Source organism: Pseudomonas sp. NPDC089743, assembly GCF_044748785.1.
Classification (GTDB): domain Bacteria; phylum Pseudomonadota; class Gammaproteobacteria; order Pseudomonadales; family Pseudomonadaceae; genus Aquipseudomonas; species Aquipseudomonas putida_X.
This window is the reverse complement of record NZ_JBIVGS010000001.1, coordinates 512,154-534,936: the sequence shown is the minus strand read 5'-3', so window position 1 is coordinate 534,936 and position 22,783 is coordinate 512,154. Positions and strand designations below refer to the sequence as shown.

The window sequence follows — 22,783 nt, the reverse complement described above, 5'->3', positions numbered from 1 at the left end:
AGTAACAAAAACCGCATCGTAAGGGTGCACTTTTCCCCGACAACCCGGCCTCAAATGCCCGTAAACGCCCCTTTTTATCCCGGCCTCGCCATTTTCGGGCACTGGCATGCAATTTGCTCCCTTGTGAGGCAGGTAAGCTTGGCCGACTATCCGCGCCCGGCAACACCCTTTTTTCCAGGGCAGCGGCCCCCCGCGCTCTAGACCATCCGGAGGACAACATGTCGAAGTCGGTTCAACTCATCAAAGATCATGACGTCAAGTGGATTGATCTGCGTTTCACGGACACCAAAGGCACTCAGCATCACGTGACCATGCCAGCGCGTGATGGCCTGGACGAAGACTTCTTCGAAGTCGGCAAGATGTTCGACGGTTCCTCCATCGCTGGCTGGAAAGGCATCGAAGCCTCCGACATGATCCTGATGCCGGTTGACGAGACCGCCGTCCTGGACCCGTTCACCGAAGAGCCGACCCTGATCATCACCTGCGACATCGTCGACCCTTCGAGCATGCAGGGCTACGATCGCGACCCACGCGCAATCGCCAAGCGCGCTGAAGAGTACCTCAAGAGCACCGGCATCGGTGACACCGTCTTCGCCGGCCCAGAGCCTGAGTTCTTCATCTTCGACGAAGTGAAGTTCCAGTCGGACATCTCCGGCTCGATGTTCAAGATCTTCTCCGAGCAAGGCTCGTGGATGACTGGCGCTGACGTGGAAGGCGGCAACAAAGGCCACCGTCCAGGCGTCAAAGGTGGCTACTTCCCAGTTCCGCCGTTCGACCACGACCACGAAATCCGTACTGCCATGTGCAACGCCCTGGAAGAAATGGGCCAGACCGTTGAAGTTCACCACCATGAAGTGGCGACTGCCGGCCAGAACGAAATCGGCGTCAAGTTCAACACCCTGGTGAAGAAAGCTGACGAAGTACAGGCCCTGAAGTATGTCGTGCACAACGTTGCCGACGCATACGGCCGTACCGCCACCTTCATGCCGAAGCCACTGTACGGCGACAACGGCTCGGGCATGCACGTGCACATGTCGATCTGGAAAGAAGGCAAGAACACCTTCGCCGGTGAAGGCTATGCCGGTCTGTCCGAAACTGCCCTGTACTTCATCGGCGGTATCATCAAGCACGGTAAGGCACTGAACGGCTTCACCAACCCGTCGACCAACTCCTACAAGCGTCTGGTTCCAGGCTTCGAAGCCCCGGTAATGCTGGCCTACTCGGCACGCAACCGTTCGGCCTCGATCCGTATTCCTTACGTCGGCAGCCCTAAAGCCCGCCGTATCGAAGCGCGCTTCCCGGACCCATCGGCCAACCCATACCTGGCTTTCGCCGCCCTGCTGATGGCTGGCCTGGACGGTATCCAGAACAAGATTCACCCAGGCGATGCTGCCGACAAGAACCTGTACGACCTGCCGCCTGAAGAGGCGAAAGATATCCCGCAAGTTTGCGGCAGCCTGAAAGAAGCGCTGGAAGAGCTGGATAAAGGCCGTGCGTTCCTGACCAAGGGCGGCGTGTTCTCCGACGACTTCATCGATGCCTTCATCGAGCTGAAGTCCGAAGAAGAGATCAAAGTCCGTACCTTCGTGCACCCGCTGGAATACGAGCTGTACTACAGCTGCTGATCTGATCGGCGCCTGGCGTCGATGAAATCACCGAAAACGGCCTTCTTCTGAAGGCCGTTTTTGTTTTTCGACTGCCCGTATCGGACGCATCCTACAAGCAGAACTCGCCATCCAAATCCACAATCAGGTCTCCATCCACAGGAGATCACCATGCAACGCGCCACCTTTGTGCTCGCCATCACCTTCGGCCTTCTCGGCTGCCAGGCATCATCACCTTCTGAGCCAGAATTCCAGCCCTTGCTTTCCAGTATCGAGCAGCGCCTGGACCTGGCCACCTCGGTAGCGGTACACAAATGGGACCACCACCTGCCCGTGGAGGCCCCCGAACGCGAGCGGCAGGTGCTGTCAGGTGTCCAACAGATGGCACCGGACTACGACCTGAGCCCTGAGCGCGCCGCTGCGTTCTTCGCTGACCAGATCGAAGCCAACAAGCTGATCCAGTACACCCTGCGCGATCGCTGGGCAATGCTAGGGCAACGCCCGCCGGCTAAACCGCTCGACCTTGCCAACCAGATTCGCCCCCGCCTGGACCAACTCCAGGCGACGCTACTGTTCGAACTGGCCCGGTTTGACCAGCAACGTTACCCAGACTGCAGGCAAGAACTCGCCCGCGCCTTGGCGCGACGCACCAACGACCCTTTACGCCACCAGGCGCTGGTGCGCGCCACCTCACAGCTGTGTGTCGAACACTAGCCACGGCTATGCTCTATATTGGTGCGCAATGTCACGCATTGCGCCGCCCATCACACCAAAACAGGTCACGTGAAACGGTAAATCAGAGTCTTCTGTTCCGAATAAGCGCAATTACAGGTCTTTATCAGAGAATTCCGCTTCTTTTCGGAGCCTTGGTTTGTTTCTTGCATTTTCCAGGCATCAGCGGATCCATAGCGCGCTCGTCCTTGGCCCGACCAAGGACCCGCCAGCGCCAAAAGAGGTCAACGACGCCTTATGACCATCAGCGATGCACAGCACCGTCTGCTTCTGGACAACCTGACCACAGCTACGCTCCTGCTCAACGCCGAGCTGCGCCTGGAGTACATGAACCCGGCTGCGGAAATGCTCCTGGCCGTGAGTGGCCAGCGCAGCCATGGGCAGTTCATCAGTGAACTGTTCACCGAATCGTCCGAGGCGCTCAACTCGCTGCGCCAGGCGGTCGAACAGGCGCACCCGTTCACCAAGCGCGAAGCCCAACTGACCTCGCTGACCGGGCAGACCATCACGGTCGACTATGCCGTGACACCCATCTTGCACCAGGGCAACACCCTGCTGCTGCTGGAGGTACACCCGCGTGACCGCCTGCTGCGCATCACCAAGGAAGAAGCCCAGCTGAGCAAGCAGGAAACCACCAAGATGCTGGTCCGCGGCCTCGCCCACGAGATCAAGAACCCGCTGGGCGGCATCCGTGGCGCGGCGCAACTGCTGGCCCGGGAATTGCCCGAAGATGGCCTGCGCGACTACACCAACGTGATCATCGAAGAGGCCGATCGCCTGCGCAACCTGGTCGACCGCATGCTCGGTTCGAACAAGCTGCCATCGCTGGCCATGACCAACATTCACGAAGTCCTTGAGCGGGTCTGCAGCCTGGTCGACGCAGAAAGCCAAGGATGCATCACTTTGGTGCGTGACTATGACCCGAGCCTGCCGGACGTACTGATCGACCGCGAGCAGATGATCCAGGCGGTGCTGAATATCGTGCGCAACGCGATGCAGGCGATCAGCTCGCAGAACGAGTTGCGCCTGGGCCGCATCACCCTGCGCAGCCGCGCGATGCGCCAGTTCACCATCGGCCATGTACGCCACCGCCTGGTGGCCCGCGTCGAGATCATCGATAACGGCCCCGGCATCCCCAGTGAACTGCAAGACACGCTCTTCTATCCCATGGTCAGTGGCCGCCCGGACGGTACCGGGTTGGGCCTGGCCATTACCCAGAACATCATCAGCCAGCACCAGGGCCTGATCGAGTGTGAAAGCCACGCCGGCCACACGGCCTTTTCGATCTTCCTGCCACTGGAACAAGGAGCCACCGCCTCATGAGCCGAAGTGAAACCGTATGGATCGTCGACGATGATCGCTCCATCCGCTGGGTCCTGGAAAAAGCCCTGCAACAGGAGGGTATGACCACCCAGAGCTTCGACAGCGCCGATGGGGTGATGGGCCGCCTGGCCCGGCAACAGCCGGACGTGATCATTTCCGACATTCGCATGCCGGGCGCCAGCGGCCTCGACCTGCTGGCACAGATTCGCGACCAACACCCGCGTCTGCCGGTCATCATCATGACCGCCCATTCCGACCTGGACAGCGCAGTCGCGTCGTACCAGGGCGGTGCTTTCGAGTACCTGCCCAAACCGTTCGACGTCGATGAGGCGGTCTCGCTGGTCAAGCGCGCCAACCAGCATGCGCAGGAACAGCAAGGCCTCGATGTGCCCCAGGCCCTGGCTCGTACCCCGGAAATCATCGGTGAAGCTCCGGCGATGCAGGAGGTGTTCCGTGCCATTGGTCGGCTGAGCCACTCCAACATCACCGTACTGATCAACGGCGAGTCCGGTACCGGCAAGGAGCTGGTGGCGCACGCCCTGCACCGCCACAGCCCGCGGGCTGCCTCACCGTTCATTGCCTTGAACATGGCCGCCATTCCCAAGGACCTGATGGAGTCGGAGCTGTTCGGCCATGAAAAAGGCGCCTTCACCGGCGCGGCCAACTTGCGACGCGGCCGCTTCGAGCAAGCGGACGGCGGCACCTTGTTCCTCGACGAAATCGGAGATATGCCTGCCGATACCCAGACACGCCTGCTGCGCGTGCTGGCCGATGGCGAGTTCTACCGTGTGGGCGGCCATGTGCCCGTGAAGGTCGATGTGCGAATCATCGCTGCGACCCATCAAAACCTCGAGTCACTGGTACAGGCTGGCAAGTTCCGTGAAGACTTGTTCCATCGCCTGAACGTAATCCGTATTCATATCCCACGCCTGGCCGACCGCCGCGAGGACATCCCAGCACTGGCCCGCCACTTCCTTGGCCGCGCGGCTCAGGAGCTGGCCGTCGAGCCGAAGCTGCTCAAGCCGGAAACCGAAGAATTCATCCGCAACCTGCCGTGGCCTGGCAACGTCCGCCAGCTGGAAAACACCTGCCGCTGGATCACCGTCATGGCGTCCAGCCGCGAAGTGCTGGTCGGCGACCTGCCACCCGAGCTGCTCAACCTCCCGCAGGACGCGGCACCGGTGACCAACTGGGAGCAGGCGCTGCGCCAATGGGCCGACCAGGCCTTGGCCCGAGGGCAATCCAACCTGCTCGACAGCGCCGTGCCCAGCTTCGAACGGATCATGATCGAGACGGCGCTCAAGCACACTGCCGGGCGTCGCCGGGATGCCGCGGTGCTGCTGGGGTGGGGGCGCAATACCCTGACCCGCAAGATCAAGGAACTGGGGATGAACGTCGATGGCGGGGATGACGATGAGGGCGATGAGCACTGACTTCCCGCTGAATCAGTGACACCGCTGGGGCCGCTTTGCGGCCCCTATCATTTCTGGCCCATGCACCGAAGCTGTGCCAACTGCACCGCGCCAAGGCACAAATCCCCTCAAAACCCGGCCAGATCGCCCTGAAACCCAATGTTTCCGGACTTTCAAAACTGGCACGCCACCTGCAATAGCTACTACATCTCCAGTTTCGGGGGCCTCGGTACAGGCAGGCCGGGTGAACCCCTCTTTTATACGCAGTAACGCAAGCTTTGGGGATCTCGGTACAGGCAGGCCGGGAATCCCCTCTTTTATACGCAGTGACGCAAGCTTTGGGGACCTCGGTACAGGCAGGCCGGGAATCCCCTCTTTTACACGCAGTAACGCAAGCTTTGGGGACCCTGGTACAGGCAGGCCGGGACATCCCCTCTTTTATTCGTGCAGCCGCACCCGCACCCGCCAGCGCCCCGCGTCCTCTGCACCGGCCCATTCGCCCCGCAGAGGGCGCGCGGCAATCACGCTCAGCAGCAACCCTTCGTCCGTTTTCTGCAAACGCCAGCTCACCGGCTTGCCCTGCAGGGTCAGTTGCCCGCGCTGGGCCTTGCCCTGGGCCTGGAACAGTACGGCGACAGTCCCCTCGACATTCTCGCCATGCAGCTTCGGCTCGTCGCTGAACCACAGGTCCAACCCATCCTGCACCACCTCCACCTGCTCGAGCACACGCTCTTCTGGGGTGGTGAGGCGGCCGATCATCAGGCCGACCATCACGCCGACGATCGCCAGCGAAAGCATCACACGCGGCAAGGCCTTCGAACGCGACTCGGGTTCGGGGGTAGAATGTGCACCATCTTCATGCTTGGAGCCGTGCATGTTTCACGTCATCCTTTTTCAACCTGAAATTCCGCCGAATACCGGCAACATCATTCGCCTCTGCGCCAACAGCGGATGCGACCTGCACCTGATCGAACCGATCAGCTTCGAGCTGGACGACAAACGGCTGCGCCGTGCAGGGCTGGACTACCACGAGTATGCCACGCTCAAGCGCCACGAAAGCCTGGCCGGATGCCTGGAAAGCCTTGGCAATCCACGGCTGTTCGCCTTCACCACCAAGGGCTCGCACCCCTTTCATGAAGTCGCCTACCAGCCCGGCGATGCCTTCCTGTTCGGGCCCGAGAGCCGCGGCCTGCCCGCCGAGGTGCTGGACAGCCTGCCGGCCGAACAGCGCCTGCGCCTGCCGATGAGGCCTGGATGCCGCAGCCTGAACCTGTCCAATACTGTCGCGGTGACGGTGTATGAGGCGTGGCGCCAGCAAGGGTTTGCCGGGAGCTGATGCAGTGCCTGTACTGGAGCTGGCGCCGGCCTTGTTCAACACCTGACGCCACACCTGAGCGGGCGTGCCCGCGATGAGGCCCGAGCAGGCAACAAAAAAGCGCCCCGAGAGGCGCTTTTCGATACCGGCAGCGCTTACTGCACGGTCGGCGCTTCGCCGGCTTCCTGCATGCGCTGCATCTCTTGCGCGTACAGGGCGTCGAAGTTGACCGGCGACAGCATCAGGGCCGGGAACGAACCACGGGTCACCAGGCTATCCAGGGTCTCGCGGGCGTACGGGAACAGGATGTTCGGGCAGAACGCACCCAGGGTGTGGCTCATGGAAGAGGCGTCGAGGTTCTTGATCAGGAAGATACCGGCCTGCTGAACTTCGGCGATGAACGCCACTTCGTCACCATTCTTGACGGTTACCGACAGGGTCAGCACCACCTCGTGGAAGTCGCCTTCCAGGGCTTTCTGCTTGGTGTTCAGGTCCAGGGCAACGCTCGGCTCCCAGGTCTGACGGAAGATCTGCGGGCTTTTCGGGGCCTCGAACGACAGGTCGCGCACGTAGATACGCTGCATGGAGAACTGAGGGCTGTTGTCTTCGGCTGCTGCGCCGTTGGTCTGTTGGTCAGTCATGGCAGATCCTTATCCTAATGTTTTTGAATGCAGTGCAAATCAGGCCTTGAGCAGCGCGTCGAGCTTGCCGGCGCGCTCCAGGGCGTAGAGGTCATCGCAACCACCGACATGGGTACTGCCGATCCAGATCTGCGGCACCGAAGTCCGGCCGGCCTTCTGGCTCATCGCGGCGCGCACCTGCGGCTGGCCGTCGACCTTGATTTCCTCGAAGGCCACGCCCTTGCTCTGGAGCAGGTACTTGGCGCGCATGCAGTAGGGGCAGTAGTCGCTGGAGTAGACGATGACGTCGTTCATATCACTTCACCAGGGGCAGGTTATCGGCTTTCCAGCTGGAAACGCCACCGCTCAGCTTGGCGGCGTTGTAACCAGCCTTGAGCAGTTCGCGGCAGATGGTGCCGGACTGCTGGCCCATCGCGTCGACGACGATCAGGGTCTTCTCTTTGTGCTTGTCCAGTTCGGTCATGCGAGTGGCGACCTTGTCCTGCGGGATGTTCACAGCACCGACGATGTGGCCGGCGGAGTACTCCTTGGCAGGGCGGATATCGATGACAATACCTTTCTCGGCGTTGACCAGGGCGGTCAGTTGGCCATTGCTCAGGCTCTGGCCGCCGCGGCGGATTTCATTGAGCAGCAGCAGGACCAGCAGAACAACGAAGATCGCAACCAGGATGTAGTGATCTGTCGCGAATTGAATCAGGTGAGCAACCATCAGCGGTGTTCCAGGCGATTGAAAATGCCGGCCAGTATACACAGCCCCCCAACACCGCCAAAGCCCGACAGGCCGGCGGGGAAGCTACCTTCATGTTGCTGCGGGCGCCACGCTGGTCAGGGAACAGGACGAATATTCGCCGCAGGTGGCGCATTTGCCCTAAAATGCGTGTCTTTATCATCTTTGAACAACCGTGAGTTTGATTGATGACGAGTACGCCCAAACCCCTGGTCCTGATCATCCTGGATGGCTTCGGCCACAGCGAAAGCCCCGAATACAACGCCATCTACGCCGCCAACACGCCGGTCTATGATCGCCTGCGCGCCACAGCGCCGCATGGCCTGATTTCCGGTTCGGGGATGGATGTCGGCCTGCCGGACGGGCAGATGGGCAACTCCGAAGTCGGTCACATGAACCTGGGCGCCGGCCGTGTCGTCTACCAGGACTTCACCCGCGTGACCAAGGCCATCCGCGACGGCGAGTTCTTCGAAAACCCGGTGCTGACAGGCGCGGTGGACCAGGCTGCAGGTGCCGGCAAGGCCGTGCACATTCTCGGCCTGCTCTCCGACGGTGGCGTCCACAGCCACCAGGACCACCTGATTGCCATGGCCGAACTGGCCGCGCAGCGTGGTGCCGACAAGATCTACCTGCATGCCTTCCTCGACGGTCGTGACACCCCGCCACGCAGTGCGCAGTCGTCCATCGAGCTGCTCGATTCGACCTTTGCCAAGCTCGGCAAAGGCCGTATCGCCAGCCTGATCGGCCGTTACTACGCGATGGACCGCGACAACCGCTGGGACCGCGTCAGTGCTGCCTACAACCTGATCGTCGACAGCGTTGCCGAACACACCGCAGACAGCGCCACTGCCGGGCTCGAAGCGGCCTATGCGCGTGGCGAGAGCGACGAGTTCGTCAAGGCCACGCGTATCGGCGAAGCGGTAAAGGTCGAAGATGGCGATGCCGTGATTTTCATGAACTTCCGCGCGGACCGCGCCCGTGAGCTGTCGCGCGTGTTCGTCGAAGCCGATTTCAACGAGTTCCCACGGGCCCGCCTGCCCAAATTGGCTGCCTACATCGGCCTGACCCAGTACTCGGCGAAAATCGCCGCCCCTGCGGCGTTTGCCCCGGCCAGCCTGAACAACGTGCTGGGTGAGTACCTGGCCAAGCACGGCAAGACCCAACTGCGCATCGCCGAGACCGAGAAGTATGCACACGTCACGTTCTTCTTCTCCGGGGGGCGCGAAGAGCCGTTCGAAGGCGAAGAGCGCATTCTGATCCCATCGCCGAAAGTCGCCACTTACGACCTGCAACCGGAGATGAGCGCCCCAGAGGTCACCGACCGCATCGTCGAGGCCATCGAGCAGCAGCGCTATGACGTGATCGTGGTCAATTACGCCAACGGTGACATGGTCGGCCATACCGGCGTGTTCGAAGCCGCGGTCAAGGCCGTCGAAGCCCTGGATGGCTGTGTCGGTCGCATCGTCGAGGCCTTGGACAAGGTGGGCGGCGAAGCGCTGATCACCGCAGACCACGGCAATGTCGAGCAGATGGAAGACGAGTGCACCGGCCAGGCGCACACGGCCCACACCACCGAGCCGGTGCCTTTCATCTATGTCGGCAAACGCCAGGTCAAGGTTCGCGAGGGCGGCGTGCTGGCCGACGTGGCGCCGACCATGCTCAAGCTGCTGGGGCTGGAAAAGCCTGCGGAGATGACGGGTAGCTCGATTCTGGTCGACGGGTAAGCTGCAAGCTGCAAGCTGCAAGCTGCAAGCTGCAAGAGAAAGCCTGGAGTCTTGTGCCAGGCAGTTAGCTATTTGGGGCTGCTACGCAGCCCATCGCCGGCAAGCCGGCGATGCAAAGCGGCCCCAAAGCGCTTGACTACCGGGATTGACCCAGCACCCGCTTTTCTTGCGGCTTGTAGCTTGAAACTTACCGCTGACGCCGTGAGGCGTTTTTTTTGCAGGCCCGGGCGGGCATACTAGGCCAGTCTCCATCCTTGGTACGCCCAACCTCATGCTTCGCGCCCTGATCTTCCTAGCCCTGTCTTGCCTGCTCAGCCCGGCCTTCGCCGACGAGCGCGCTCAGACCCAGCAACAACTGGACGCCACCCGCCAGGACATCGCCGAGCTCAAGAAGACGCTGGGCAAGCTCCAGGAAGAAAAATCCGGCGTGCAGAAAGACCTCAAAGCCACCGAGACCGACATCGGCAACCTCGAAAAGCAGGTGGAGGCTCTGCAGCAACAACTAAAAAAGACCGAGGGCGAGCTGGAGCGCCTTGATACCGAGAAAAAAAAACTCCAGAGCTCGCGCATTGAACAACAACGACTGATCGCCATTCAGGCGCGCTCCGCCTACCAGAACAATGGCCGCGAGGAATACCTCAAGCTGCTGCTCAACCAGCAGAACCCAGAGAAGTTCGCCCGCACCCTCAGCTACTACGACTACCTGAGCAAGGCGCGCATGGAGCAACTGCGTGCCTTCAACGAAACCCTGCGCCAGCTGGCCAATGTCGAACAGGACATTTCCCGCCAGCAAGAACAGTTGCTGGCCCAGCGCGCCGACCTCGACAGCCGCCGCCAGGCCCTGGAGGCGGAGCGTGGCAAACGCCAGCAGGTACTGGCCAAGCTCAACAGTGACATGAAAGACCGCGACAAGAAGCTGCAGGCCCGTGAACAGGACCAGGCGGACCTTGCCAAGGTGCTCAAGACCATCGAGGAAACCTTGGCCCGCCAGGCCCGTGAGGCCGAGGAGGCGCGCAAGAAGGCCCTGCTGGCCGAGCAGGAGGCCCAGAAGCGCCGCCAGCAGCAAGCGTTGACCGCACAGCAGGACAGCGAACCACCAAAAAAGGCGCGCACCACCCTCGGCCCCTTGGTGTCCAGCGACAGCACAACCTACGGCGGTGCTTTTTCTGCCGCACGGGGCAAACTTCCGTGGCCGGTCAATGGTCGATTGCTGGCACGTTTCGGTGAAGCCCGTGGCAGCGATGCCCGAGCCAAGTGGGACGGTGTGATGATCAGCGCCAACCCCGGCACCCAGGTACGCGCCGTGCACGGCGGGCGCGTGGTATTCGCCGACTGGTTGCGCGGCGCTGGACTTCTGGTCATTCTCGACCATGGTAATGGTTACCTGAGCCTGTACGGCCACAACCAGAGCCTGCTCAAGAGCGCCGGAGACATCGTCAAGGCCGGCGAGGCCATTTCCACCGTTGGCGACAGCGGCGGCCAGGATGCCGCCGGCTTGTACTTCGCCATCCGCCAGCAGGGCCGGCCCACCGACCCTTCCCAGTGGTGCAGAGGTTAAGCTTCAACCCTAGTCACTTTTTTACGGCCTGGCGTCCCACGCTGGGCCGATGCTCCCCAAGGAGCGCCTACAGGATCAGGAGTTCGTTCGACATGCTGCACTCGCCTCGTCTCACCCAGCTGGCCCTGACCATCGCCCTGGCGACTGGTATGCCTTTGGCCATCGCTGCCGAGCCGGCGCCGGCCAAGCCTGCCGCGGTGCCAGCCACCGAGGTGACCGCCAGGGCGCCGCTGCCACTGGAAGAGCTGCGCACCTTCGCCGAGGTCATGGACCGCATCAAAGCGGCCTATGTCGAGCCGGTAGACGACAAGACGCTGCTGGAGAACGCCATCAAAGGCATGCTCAGCAACCTCGATCCACATTCGGCCTACCTTGGCCCCGAGGACTTCCAGGAGCTGCAGGAAAGCACCAGTGGCGAGTTCGGTGGCCTGGGTATCGAAGTCGGCCAGGAAGACGGCTTCGTCAAGGTGGTCTCGCCCATCGATGACACCCCCGCCTCGCGCGCTGGCGTGCAGGCTGGCGACCTGATCGTCAAGATCAACGGTGCGCCGACCCGTGGCCAGAGCATGACCGAAGCGGTCGACAAGATGCGCGGCAAAGTCGGCGAGAAGATCACCCTGACCCTGGTACGTGACGGCGGCACCCCGTTCGATGTGAACCTGGTCCGTGCCGTGATCCAGGTCAAGAGCGTGAAAAGCCAGTTGCTGGAAAACGACTACGGCTACATCCGCATCACCCAGTTCCAGGTCAAGACCGGGGACGAAGTGGGCAAAGCATTGGCCAAGTTGCGCAAGGACAATGGCAAGAAACTGCGCGGCGTTGTGCTGGACCTGCGCAACAACCCCGGTGGCGTGCTCCAGTCGGCGGTGGAAGTGGCCGACCACTTCCTGACCAAGGGCCTGATCGTGTACACCAAAGGCCGTATCGCCAACTCCGAACTGCGCTTCTCCGCTGACCCGGCCGATGCCAGTGAGGCCGTGCCATTGGTAGTGCTGATCAACGGCGGCAGCGCCTCGGCCTCGGAAATCGTCGCCGGCGCCCTGCAAGACCAGAAACGCGCCGTGCTGATGGGCACCGACAGCTTCGGAAAAGGCTCGGTCCAGACCGTGCTGCCGCTGGCCAACGACCGAGCCCTGAAGCTCACCACCGCGCTGTACTTCACCCCTAATGGCCGTTCGATCCAGGCACAGGGCATCGTCCCGGACATCGAGGTGCGCCCGGCCAAGCTCACCGCAGAGGTGGATACCGAGAACTTCAAGGAAGCCGACCTGCAGGGCCACCTGGGCAACGGCAACGGTGGTGCTGACCGCCCGACCGGCAGCAGCAAGCGCAAGGAGCGCCCGCAAGATGATGACTTCCAGCTGAGCCAGGCGCTCAGCCTGCTCAAGGGGCTGAACATCACCTCCGGCAAATGATTCATCCGCTGCGGTATCTGCTGCCCGTGCTGGTGTGCCTGGCAGCCGCATGTGCCCACGCGGCCCCGGCCAGCGAGGCCTACATGAGCATCATCATCGACGACCTGGGCCAGAGCACCGAGCGCGACAGCAGGACGCTCGCGCTGCCTGGCCCTGTGACGATGGCGATCATGCCGGATACCCCACACGCCACCGAGTTCGCCCGCCAGGCGCACCAGGCAGGCAAGACGGTAATCCTGCACATGCCCATGGACCCCGCCACCGGGCCCTATGCCTGGCACCCGGAGATCGCCCTACCAGAGCTCGCCAGGCGACTGGACGCGGCCTTGGCCAAGGTGCCCTACGCCGCCGGCATCAACAACCACATGGGCAGCCGCATGACCGCCCAGCGTAGCGCCATGACCTGGCTGATGGGTGAGCTTCAGCGGCGGCATCTGTTTTTCGTGGACAGCCGCACCAGTGCTGCCACCGTCGCTGCCGCCGAGGCCCAGGCACAGGCCCTTGGGCACGTCTCGCGTGACGTGTTTCTGGACGATGTCCGTACCACAGAGGCCATCACCGCACAGCTGCAGCAAGGCGTGGCACTGGCACGCCGGCAAGGCTCGGCGGTGCTGATCGGGCACCCTTACCCGCAAACCCTGCAGGTGCTGGAACAGGAAATGCCCCGGCTGCGCAGCCAGGGCATCGAGCTGGTATCACTGGCACAGATGATTGCAGAACGCGGCAATCAGGCCATGCCTGCCCATGGCAAGCACGGCCGCTACAGCAATCGCTGAGCCATTCAGTCGAAGGGGATCAGCCCCTCCACCTGGGCCAGGCGTAAATCTCCCCGGTAAATAGCGACCAGGTCTTCGCCGCTGGTCGCAGCCCGCAGTTGCGCCAGGCGGCCCAGTTTGCGCTGCGCCCACAGTTTCAGGTGCCCTTTGCTGAACTGCCGCCCCGGGGTGCCGATGTCCGGGTAGTGGAAGTGTGCCTCCCACAGCCCATCACCCTGAACCTGGCCGGCTCGCGGCTGGCGCCTGACCTCGTAGACATCCAGGTAGTCACCTGCTGCCAATGCCTTGCGTGGCCCGGCGCGCTGGACAGTGACCTGGTGGTTGTCGAGCAGAAATTGCAGGCTGCGGGCGTCGGGGTGATCGGTGGACAGATAGATACCGGTCAACAGGTCACGGCGGGTAGCCTGCAAGCGCTCGATACCCTCACCCAGATTTTCGAACAAGGCATCTTCGGGGCTCATCCTTGGCAACGTGCTCAGGGCATTGCGCATTTTGTCCAGGTGCCCGTCGATGACCGTGGCCAGACTGTTGGGCTGCTCTGCCTGAAAGAAGCTTCTGGCCAGCTTGGTGATCCGCTCGACCTCTGCAAGCAGGGCCTGTGCACGTTTGCGCGCCAGGCGAGGTTCCAGTGGGGAGAATGGCGGCTCTGACGCTGTAGGTTGCGGCGCATCCTCGACCCACTCGCCACCACGCTGGTGGAAGGTCTTGAGTACATGCTGGGTACGCTCATCACGTTGCTGGACGAGGGCGACACCATCCACCTCGACTTCCTGAGCGAGCACCTTGCGCCCGCGGTGAGTCCTGACCAGCTGGCGCCGCCCACCGCGCGGGGCATAGACCGTCGGACGCGGTGGCGCGGGCTCGCTGAGTTCGTGCTCGCGCACTGCCTGGGCGAGGTCGCCTTGGGCAGCGCGCTGCAACCCGTGCAAGGTTTTCTTGTACAGTTGCAGCGACTCCTGCCTGATCGCCGCGCCGCCCACACTGCCCAGGTAGTCGGCCATTGCCGCAGCCTCCTCATAGCCCTCCAGGATGCCGGTCAACACCTCGATCCGCTCGGCCAGCGACAGCTCGCTTCCCGCCAGGTCGCCATGCGCGTTGCCCGCGCTCTTCAGGCTGTCGCCGGCCAGGTAGTCGAGGTATTGCGATAACACCCGCTCCTCGACATCGGCCCGTCTTTCCAGGCTGGCTTCGGCCAGGTCTTGAAGCAGACGGAAATCAAGGTCGATGGCTGACAACCGCCGCGCCTCGATGGTGCTCTTGAGCTCGTGGTCTTTGTTGATGCGCGCTTGCGTGTCTTCGTTCCTGAACACGAACGTGTCGTCTTTGAGGGTTTCTTCGAGCAGCGTGTCCAGCAACCGGGACATGTCGACCAGATCCACCTCCCATTTGATGACCTGTTCCAAGGCAGAGCGAAATTGCAGGTACTGGCTGATCTCGGCCTCACTCTCTGGGTGGATGACAAGCTGCTGGGCGAGGTTTTCCAGGTCCTCTGCATTGATGATCATGGCCATCTCGTTGTAGAAGATGGACATATTCTCGATCAGGCTCTGGCGGATCAGGCTGCGCTGCGCGGTGAGGGCGATGCTGTAGGCTGCATCGTCGTGGCGCATGTTGTACAGGCTGTTGACCACTTGCTCATGCTTGAGTGAAGCCTCGACCACGCCTTTGACTTCGTAGATGATTTTCAGATTGATCTGCTTGCGCAGGCGCCGGGTCAATTCAAGCTCGCGAAGGGTCAGCTCGTCCGGTTCAGTCACCGCTTCCAGCACTGCGATGCGCTCGTCCTTCTCATTGAGCAGGTCGCGATGCCTGTTCAGGGTTTCGGCCAGGGCATTGTGATGGCGGGCCAATTCAGCTTCTTCGTTCTTGAGTTGTTCGGCTTTCTTGCGGTTCTCCTCTTTCAAAGCTTCAAGGCGGCTGCGTGGCATGCCGCCACGCAAGCGCAAACCACGATCCACACGCCATTGGCCGTGCTCGAACGCCAACCAAGGCCCCATGGCACCGTCGGCACCGACCATGCGCAGGCCTTGCTCCTCAAAGGTGGCCCGGTACACCCCATCACCCAACGTGAGGTAGTAGTGCTCACCCACGCGGTACAACCCGCGGCCAGGCCCCTCTGCAAGCGGTTCCAGGCCTTCCAGCGATTGCTCGACGCGCAGGCCGAACACCACGGTGCGCTGCTGCGGCGACAGCACATTGAACCCCTGAGTGCCGCGCCAGGAAAAATCCAGCCGGGTCGAGCCATGCTGCGCCAGCACTCCCGGCGCAGCGACCTTGCCTTGTACGAGCGCCACCTGTGCTTCTGCATCACCCAATACGGGCATTGCGCCCCGGCGGGGAAGGTTGCGTACAGGCTCGCCCAGGGGGAACTGCGGTAGACGCAAATGCATCAAGGCCATGCAAGCGTTGAGCAACACGTCGACCACAGCGGTACTGCGCTCGAACGCACTGCCATCGCGCAAGGCCGACAGGTCGTTGTGCAACCCGGCAATGGCCTGGACCAGCCAGGCAACGCTGGCCACAGGGCCACGCAAGATCAACGTCACCACATCGAACAACAGCCAGGCCCCCTGAACGAGAATCGCCCAGCGGCTCTCGGCGTTGGAAACCGACTCGCGGTCAGCCAACTCAACCAACAGGTCGCGATTGGCCTTGTACAGTCTTGCATCGACCTCATCACGCCAGAACTGCGCTGCAAATGTTGGCGGATACCCTCGCGCAGGCAGTAGCTGGCTGTCCAGGATAGGCCCTGACCAATGCGGCTCGTAGAAGCCGCCATAGGCGTAGACGGCACGCGAGGCCGACGGCATCCACGCAAGGATGCTGTCCTGCAATGGCCCGGGCCTGCGGATTGCGTTCATCATCAGGTCCAGGCTGGCAAACTCCAGCAGAGGCTTTGCGCTGTACAGCGGCCGATACAGCAAAACCCGTGCAGGCTCCGTGGCGAACAGGACATACATGCCACTGACGGTATCGGGCTCGACCTCGCCCGCCCCGCGCTTGAAGGCCAGCGGCATCAACATCAGCGCTGGCAATTGCGGGTCAAGGTAGCCATGGCAAAAGTCTGTAACGCACTGCAAGCCGGCGTCGCTCAGCTCGCCCTGCATGCGGGCATAGAGCGCGCTGAACAGCAGTGAACACCGCCATTCACGGCCAAAGCGTTTGATCCGCTCGGGTTGTGTAGCGGGGTCGTCCAGCTTCTGCGCGACGTAAATGGGGTAGTGCTTGCCGATGTCGACCCGCTGCACCAGCGACTTGACGTAGTCGACGTTCATCCAGTCCATGATCAACTGGTTTTCACGATGGGTGATGGCGGTAAGCTGCGCGTTATGAAGCGACCAGAGATTACCGATGGCGAACTCGGTCAAGCTCATGCGGTGGGGCTCAGTCGTCCAACCACCCGGCCCGACGCCAGCACCACCGGGCGAGCCGACATGGGTGGGCAGGTGCAGAAGCAGGTCATCCGGGAAATAATTGGCTTCGAGCGGGAAATCGGCAAGCATCTGCGTGCGCAACTCCCGCCGGGTGAAACTGCGCAAATCGAGCACATCATCGAGCGCCCCAACGCCTTCGGACTGAGCCTGCGCCAACGCCAGTTCGAACACGCCCCGCTGATAGGCAAAACCATTCGCCGCACTGCCATGGCGCAGGCCTGGTGGCAGCGGGATCTGTGCATCACTGGCCTGGCCGTAACCTTCGATGAACCAGCGCGCGGGGTCACTCAGTGCAGCAAAGCCCGTTTCAAGCAACGAACCCTCTGGCAACGCGGCATAACGCAAACGTGCGATGTCATCGAGCATGATCTCCAGCAACAGGCTGCTTTGCTGGGCAAAAACGTCGCCTTCGAGCTCATAGCGGTGCCATACCATGGCCTTGAAGCGCTGATGCTCGGCAAGCTCGGCCCTTAACGCTTCAGCAAACAGATCGAGCGAGTCAAATGCCTTCACCAGGCTGGAGGGGGCGCACCACAAAAACACTTCGCGCTCGTCCCACTCGCCACTGACCAGCAGGTTGGGCAGCCACTGAACATCGTTATCGAGTTGCACCTGGACCAGAAATACCGCAGGTGTGGAGCCGTGATTCTTCAGCAGGCTCAGCAAGCACTGACGTTGCTGTTGGTCCAGCCCCTGCAGTGGCAAATTGTGCAACAACGCCCTCTTGAGCAGGTGCTGCAGCCACAGGTCACGGCTTACGCCCTGACTGCCTGGCGCCTTCCAGAAATCGACCTGCGCTTGGCAGAAGCGGTCCGCGAGCATGAGCAGCAGGTCATCCAGCGCAGCCATTTGGGCGCCGATCGAGATCGTCCCGAACGGCAACGGGTTACCCGCCTGGTCACGCAGGAACCACGGCTCCCGGACCGCCAGCAGGAAATCCCCACCATCAGCCCCCAACGACGCCAGTGGCTGACGGGCGTGCAATGCTTCAAGCATGACCTCCAACAGTGGCCGGGGTGTCCAGGCATCGTAGGTCTGTGGGCCGGACGCAATTTGGGCAGGAATGTTGAGTATGAGCGCTTCGGCATCGGGCAGCCCGGCACCCGCCAGCGCGGCATGCCAGGGGACCAGCAATTCGAGAACCTGCTGGCTCAGAACGCTACGCAAGGTGGGACGATCGAGAAACTCGGCAGCGACTGACCGACGAAAGTCAGGAACAGCACTTGGCTGGATGGGCATGGGCGGCTTCCTCGCGGCAAATGGAGCGCAAGGATGTGCCAAGGGGCTGGGTACGCTGCGTTACATAAAGCTGTAGCCCTTGCGGGGCCAGGCATCCGGCCGCGCAAGGGCTAGCCGCGTCAGCTGTAGACGCGGCCCAGCAACTGTCGATGGCTCTCGAACTGGTCCAGTACATCACGCACGATCTGCTCGGGCGCGAAGCCCATCAGGTCGTACTCCTGGCTGCCATCGTGCAGGTACACTTCGGCGCGATAGAAGCGCTGGCGCACCTCGGGCTCGCCTTCGACCGGCGCCTCGCTCGGTGCGGCCATGTAACCGTCCAGGCTCACTTCGTAAACGAAAGGGTTGCCCTCTTCCATCATCACCCGCAGGCCCATCATGTTGCGCGATTGGCCAACACGGCTCTCGACATCGAAGCCCAGGGTGCGCAGCTGTTCGGCCGCCTCTTTGAGGGCCGGGCTGACTTGCCTGTCCATGAAGCGCTGCACCACAGCCTGGGTCGGTTGCAGCTCAAGCTGGCTCAGGCGCTCGCTGAAACCGCGGCGGCCGCGGGCAGCCAGCTCGGCACGCTCCTGCTCCACGGCAACGTCCTGCTTCATGGCCTTGTACAGGCCGAACATGAACAGCACCAGCACCACCGAGAACGGCAGGCCCGCCAGCACCACCATGGTCTGCATGGCTTCGAAGTTACCGGCGAACAGCAGGCCGATGGTGACCAGGGTGATGATCACCGACCAGAACACCACCATCCAGTGCGGGGCATCTTCGTCGACCTTGCCACCTTTGCATGACAGGTTGGCCATCATCACCGCGCCGGAGTCGGCCGGGGTAAGGAACAGCACGAAGCCGACGAACACCGCCACACCGATCACGATCTTGGCGGCTGGGAAGTATTCCAGCAGCTGGTAAATCGACATCGACGGCTGTTCCAGCGCGGTCTTGCCCAGCTCCACAGCGCCCTGGTTGATCACCAGGTCAAGCGCGGTGTTACCGAAGATCGACAACCAGGCCAGGGTGAAGCCCAACGGAATCAGCAGTACGCCGCAGACCAGTTGGCGCACGGTACGGCCCTTGGAGATACGGGCAATGAACATGCCCACGAACGGCCCCCAGGAGATCCACCACGCCCAGTAGAAGACGGTCCACAGGCCCAACCAACGCTCAGATTTGCCGGCCTCGCCTTCGTAGACATAAAGGTCGAAGGTCTTCAGCACGATGCCGTTGAGGTAGTCGCCGACGTTCTGCACCAGGCCATTGAGCAGGTGCAGGGTCTCGCCGCCCAGCAGCACGAAGATCAGCAAGCCACTGAACAGCATGATGTTCAGGTTGGACAGGCGGCGAATGCCGTTTTCCACACCCGACACCGCGGCCACCGTGGCCACCCCGGCCATGACCAGAATCACCACCAGCAGGTTGGTCTGGCTATGGTCCATGCCGAACAGGTATTCAAGGCCCGAAGACACCTGCATCGCGCCAATCCCGAGGTTGGTCACCAGGCCCAGCAAGGTGACGAACATGCCGAAGATGTCCACGGCGTTACCGGCGGCCCCCCTGACCCAACGCTCACCGACCAGCGGATACAGGGCCGAGCGCAGTGCCAGCGGCTGGTTGTGGCGGTAGGCGAAGTAGCCTACGGCCAACCCGACCAGGGCGTAGATCGCCCAGCCATGCAGCCCCCAGTGCAGGAAGGTCAGTTGCAGGCCCTGGCGCGCGGCCTCGAGACTGGCAGGGGTGCCTTCCGGCGGATTGAAGTAGTGGTCCAGCGGCTCAGAGGCGCCGAAGTACAGCAGCGAGATACCGATACCGGAGGAGAACAGCATGCCGGCCCAGGCCCCGTAGCTGAAGTCGGGCTGGTCATCCTGGCCGCCAAGCTTGAGCTTGCCGTAGTCGGAGAACGCCAGGTAAACGACGAACAGCAGGTAACCGCAGATCACCAGCATGTAGTACCAGCCGAAGGTGCGTGTCAGCCACTTCTGGGCCACGCCCAGTACCTGACCGGCGGTTTCGGGAACAGCGATAAGCAAGGCAGTCAGAACGAGGATCATCAGCGCGGAGGTGTAAAACACCACGCGATTGACCCGTACCCTCTCGGCGGGGGGTTTGGTAAGGGAGGCAGAACTCATTGCACGAATGCTCCGGGCAGTGCGGCTGTGGAGGCTAATCAGTCTTTTCCCGAGCAATTGGTGGAATACCCCCACTGCATCAGGTGTTATAAAAGCAACTTGGAAACCGTGATCCCGAATAGAAACGTTGCAAAACCAGACAGGTGGTCTGTGCAAATGCCTCGCCAAATCAGTTGGCTGCGCGCATTCGTCACAGAGCACCCCGCCCGTTCCAAGGGCCTGCCGCAGGCGCATGGCCGTTGAGCAGAATCTGCATTTCGCATCGCCAATACCCGTCAACACCTTGTAATACGGGGGTTACGCGATTTCCTGGGGTGTCAATCCGTGCCACCGAAACAGCCTTGGAAGCTGTCAATGGCACAAATTGTCGCAGAGCTTATTCTTTATTGATTGAACGTTCAATCAAAACAAAATAGACTGGTCCTCGCCGAGTCAGCCGCACGTTGTCTGCTCGTCAGGCCTGAGGAGATAGCAAGATGCCCAAGGTCGGTATGCAACCCATCCGCCGCCAGCAATTGATCGAAGCGACGCTGCAAGCGGTCGATCAGGTCGGCCTGGGAGATGCCAGCATTGCGCTGATTGCCCGTTTGGCCGGTGTGTCGAACGGCATCATCAGTCACTACTTTCAGGACAAGAACGGCCTGATCGCGGCGACGATGCGCCACATCATGAACATGCTCAACGAGGGCGTGATCGCCCGTCGCCAGGCACTGACCGACGACAGCCCGCGAGCCCACCTGAGGGTGATCATCGATGGCAACTTCGATGCCAGCCAGGTGAATGGCCCGGCAATGAAAACCTGGTTGGCCTTCTGGGCCTCCAGCATGCACCAGCCGTCCTTGCACAGGTTGCAGCGGATCAACGATCACCGCCTGTATTCCAACCTGTGCTGCCAGTTCCGCCGCGCCATGCCGCTCGATGAAGCGCGCACCGCCGCCCGCGGCCTGGCTGCCTTGATCGACGGGCTGTGGCTGCGTGGAGCGCTGTCGGGCGATGCCTTCGACACCAGCCAGGCGATACAGATCGCTTACGAATACCTGGAACTACAACTGGCTAAACAGAAGCGCCCGGACACGCAACCACCGGCCTCTGAAAAAATGCGCACAGCCCTTGCCCAGCCGGCCGGAGCGTGACGCGAAAGCCACTCACACACTGCACTTGCGAGGACACTATGGCCCGTTTCGGAACGCAAAAACTCTACATCGACGGCGGTTATGTCGACGCTGGCAGCGATGCCACCTTCGAAGCCATCAACCCGGCGACCGGCGAAGTTCTGGCCCACGTCCAGCGCGCCACTGAGGCCGACGTCGAGAAAGCCGTCGAAAGCGCCGAGCGCGGTCAGAAAGTCTGGGCCGCAATGACTGCCATGCAGCGTTCGCGCATCCTGCGCCGTGCCGTCGACATCCTGCGTGAGCGCAACGACGAGCTGGCCATGCTGGAAACCCTGGACACCGGCAAGTCGTACTCCGAAACCCGCTATGTCGACATCGTCACCGGCGCCGACGTACTGGAATACTACGCAGGCCTGGTACCGGCCATCGAAGGCGAGCAGATTCCGCTGCGTGAAAGCTCGTTCGTCTACACCCGCCGCGAGCCGCTGGGCGTGACCGTCGGTATCGGCGCCTGGAACTACCCGATCCAGATCGCCCTGTGGAAGTCCGCCCCGGCCCTGGCCGCTGGCAACGCGATGATCTTCAAGCCTTCGGAAGTCACCTCGCTGACCACCCTGAAGCTGGCCGAGATCTACACCGAAGCCGGCCTGCCGGACGGCGTGTTCAACGTTCTGACCGGCAGCGGCCGCGAAGTCGGCACCTGGCTGACCGAACACCCGCGCATCGAGAAAGTCTCTTTCACCGGCGGCACCACCACCGGCAAGAAGGTCATGGCCAGCGCTTCGAGCTCCTCGCTCAAGGAAGTCACCATGGAGCTGGGCGGCAAGTCGCCGCTGATCATCTGCGCCGATGCCGACCTGGACAAGGCCGCCGACATCGCCATGATGGCCAACTTCTACAGCTCCGGCCAGGTCTGCACCAACGGTACCCGCGTGTTCATTCCAGCCCAGATGAAAGCGGCCTTCGAAGCCAAGATCGCCGAGCGCGTTGCCCGCATTCGCGCCGGCAACCCGGAAGACGAAAACACCAACTTCGGCCCGCTGGTCAGCTTCCAGCACATGGAAAGCGTGCTGGGCTACATCGCCAAGGGCAAGCAAGAAGGTGCCCGCGTGCTGTGTGGCGGCGAGCGTCTGACCGAAGGTGATTTCGCCAAGGGCGCCTTCGTGGCCCCGACCGTGTTCACCGATTGCACCGACGACATGACCATCGTCAAGGAAGAAATCTTCGGCCCGGTGATGAGTATCCTCACCTACGAAACCGAAGAAGAAGTCATCCGCCGCGCCAATGACACCGAATACGGCTTGGCCGCAGGCGTGTGCACCAACGACATCACCCGCGCCCACCGCATCATCCACAAGCTCGAAGCCGGCATCTGCTGGATCAACGCCTGGGGTGAATCGCCGGCCGAAATGCCGGTCGGTGGCTACAAGCAGTCGGGCGTCGGCCGTGAAAACGGCGTCAGCTCGCTGGCTCAGTACACGCGCATCAAGTCGGTTCAGGTCGAACTGGGCGGCTACGCGTCGGTCTTCTGACCGACAGCGCAAGCCGCAAGCTGCAAGCTGCAAGAAAGAGCCGGTCGGCGTAACGCCACCGGCCCTTGCAGGCTCATCCATCCGCGAGTTTCCCACGGCTGCTTTTACTTACAGCT

The 22,783-nt window shown here is 62.0% G+C and carries 17 protein-coding genes; 11 read left to right on the top strand and 6 right to left on the bottom strand.

Features of this window, described 5'->3' with window-relative positions; translation table 11 throughout:
• The first annotated feature begins 218 nt into the window (after positions 1-218).
• The 4 genes from glnA to ntrC all read left to right on the top strand — a co-directional run bounded on the left by glnA (position 219) and on the right by ntrC (position 5,092).
• On the top strand, positions 219-1,625 hold the full coding sequence (gene glnA, locus ACIPZC_RS02535; protein ID WP_060480427.1) for a type I glutamate--ammonia ligase: 1,407 nt from the start codon (positions 219-221) through the stop codon (positions 1,623-1,625).
• 150 nt (positions 1,626-1,775) lie between these two features.
• Positions 1,776-2,318, top strand: a complete 543-nt coding sequence (locus tag ACIPZC_RS02530) for a chorismate mutase (protein ID WP_241805176.1) — start codon at positions 1,776-1,778, stop codon at positions 2,316-2,318.
• A 255-nt stretch (positions 2,319-2,573) separates the two neighbouring features.
• Entirely contained in the window at positions 2,574-3,659 is a 1,086-nt protein-coding gene (gene glnL, locus ACIPZC_RS02525; protein WP_046784991.1) for a nitrogen regulation protein NR(II), read from the top strand.
• Positions 3,656-5,092: a nitrogen regulation protein NR(I) gene (ntrC, locus tag ACIPZC_RS02520; RefSeq protein WP_241805173.1), complete on the top strand. Its 1,437-nt coding sequence runs from the start codon at positions 3,656-3,658 to the stop codon at positions 5,090-5,092. The genes glnL and ntrC overlap by 4 nt, the downstream gene beginning before the upstream one ends.
• Before the next feature lie 417 nt (positions 5,093-5,509).
• On the opposite strand, the gene ACIPZC_RS02515 is transcribed toward ntrC, so the two are convergent.
• Positions 5,510-5,947: a hypothetical protein gene (locus tag ACIPZC_RS02515; RefSeq protein WP_400624633.1), complete on the bottom strand. Its 438-nt coding sequence runs from the start codon at positions 5,945-5,947 to the stop codon at positions 5,510-5,512.
• Between ACIPZC_RS02515 and trmL the strand changes: the two genes are divergently transcribed.
• Positions 5,946-6,407, top strand: coding sequence for a tRNA (uridine(34)/cytosine(34)/5-carboxymethylaminomethyluridine(34)-2'-O)-methyltransferase TrmL (gene trmL, locus ACIPZC_RS02510; RefSeq protein WP_008093177.1), 462 nt, complete (start codon positions 5,946-5,948; stop codon positions 6,405-6,407). The two genes, ACIPZC_RS02515 and trmL, sit on opposite strands and share 2 nt — an antisense overlap.
• 134 nt (positions 6,408-6,541) lie before the next feature.
• Here the strand turns inward: trmL and secB are convergent, their stop codons facing one another.
• Genes secB through ACIPZC_RS02495 form a run of 3 tightly spaced genes read right to left on the bottom strand, consistent with a single transcriptional unit; the run spans position 6,542 to position 7,736 of the window.
• Positions 6,542-7,027, bottom strand: coding sequence for a protein-export chaperone SecB (gene secB, locus ACIPZC_RS02505; protein WP_012312355.1), 486 nt, complete (start codon positions 7,025-7,027; stop codon positions 6,542-6,544).
• Between the two features lie 39 nt (positions 7,028-7,066).
• Positions 7,067-7,321 (bottom strand): glutaredoxin 3, encoded by a 255-nt coding sequence (gene grxC / locus ACIPZC_RS02500; protein ID WP_241805168.1) that lies wholly within the window; start codon positions 7,319-7,321, stop codon positions 7,067-7,069.
• Between the two features lies 1 nt (position 7,322).
• On the bottom strand, positions 7,323-7,736 hold the full coding sequence (locus ACIPZC_RS02495) for a rhodanese-like domain-containing protein (RefSeq protein ID WP_400624630.1): 414 nt from the start codon (positions 7,734-7,736) through the stop codon (positions 7,323-7,325).
• Positions 7,737-7,942: 206 nt separating this feature from the next.
• On the opposite strand from ACIPZC_RS02495, the gene gpmI reads away from it, so the two are divergent.
• From gpmI to ACIPZC_RS02475, 4 genes are all read left to right on the top strand, one after another.
• Positions 7,943-9,478, top strand: a complete 1,536-nt coding sequence (gene gpmI / locus ACIPZC_RS02490; protein WP_400624628.1) for a 2,3-bisphosphoglycerate-independent phosphoglycerate mutase — start codon at positions 7,943-7,945, stop codon at positions 9,476-9,478.
• 271 nt (positions 9,479-9,749) lie between these two features.
• Positions 9,750-11,036 carry a murein hydrolase activator EnvC family protein gene (locus ACIPZC_RS02485; protein ID WP_400624626.1) on the top strand — a complete coding sequence of 429 codons (1,287 nt, stop codon included), beginning with the start codon at positions 9,750-9,752 and terminating at the stop codon, positions 11,034-11,036.
• A 92-nt stretch (positions 11,037-11,128) separates the two neighbouring features.
• Entirely contained in the window at positions 11,129-12,451 is a 1,323-nt protein-coding gene (locus tag ACIPZC_RS02480; protein ID WP_267820405.1) for a S41 family peptidase, read from the top strand.
• A gap of 8 nt (positions 12,452-12,459) precedes the next feature.
• Positions 12,460-13,227, top strand: a complete 768-nt coding sequence (locus tag ACIPZC_RS02475; protein WP_400624826.1) for a divergent polysaccharide deacetylase family protein — start codon at positions 12,460-12,462, stop codon at positions 13,225-13,227.
• A gap of 5 nt (positions 13,228-13,232) precedes the next feature.
• Here the strand turns inward: ACIPZC_RS02475 and ACIPZC_RS02470 are convergent, their stop codons facing one another.
• Both ACIPZC_RS02470 and ACIPZC_RS02465 read right to left on the bottom strand, forming a co-directional pair.
• Positions 13,233-17,900 carry a dermonecrotic toxin domain-containing protein gene (locus tag ACIPZC_RS02470; protein WP_400624624.1) on the bottom strand — a complete coding sequence of 1,556 codons (4,668 nt, stop codon included), beginning with the start codon at positions 17,898-17,900 and terminating at the stop codon, positions 13,233-13,235.
• Between the two features lie 119 nt (positions 17,901-18,019).
• Entirely contained in the window at positions 18,020-20,023 is a 2,004-nt protein-coding gene (locus ACIPZC_RS02465; RefSeq protein ID WP_400624622.1) for a BCCT family transporter, read from the bottom strand.
• Positions 20,024-20,499: 476 nt separating this feature from the next.
• On the opposite strand from ACIPZC_RS02465, the gene betI reads away from it, so the two are divergent.
• Together betI and betB are read left to right on the top strand one after the other, a co-directional pair.
• Positions 20,500-21,156, top strand: a complete 657-nt coding sequence (betI, locus tag ACIPZC_RS02460) for a transcriptional regulator BetI (RefSeq protein ID WP_400624620.1) — start codon at positions 20,500-20,502, stop codon at positions 21,154-21,156.
• Positions 21,157-21,194: 38 nt separating this feature from the next.
• Entirely contained in the window at positions 21,195-22,667 is a 1,473-nt protein-coding gene (gene betB, locus ACIPZC_RS02455) for a betaine-aldehyde dehydrogenase (protein ID WP_241805159.1), read from the top strand.
• Positions 22,668-22,783 lie beyond the last annotated feature (116 nt).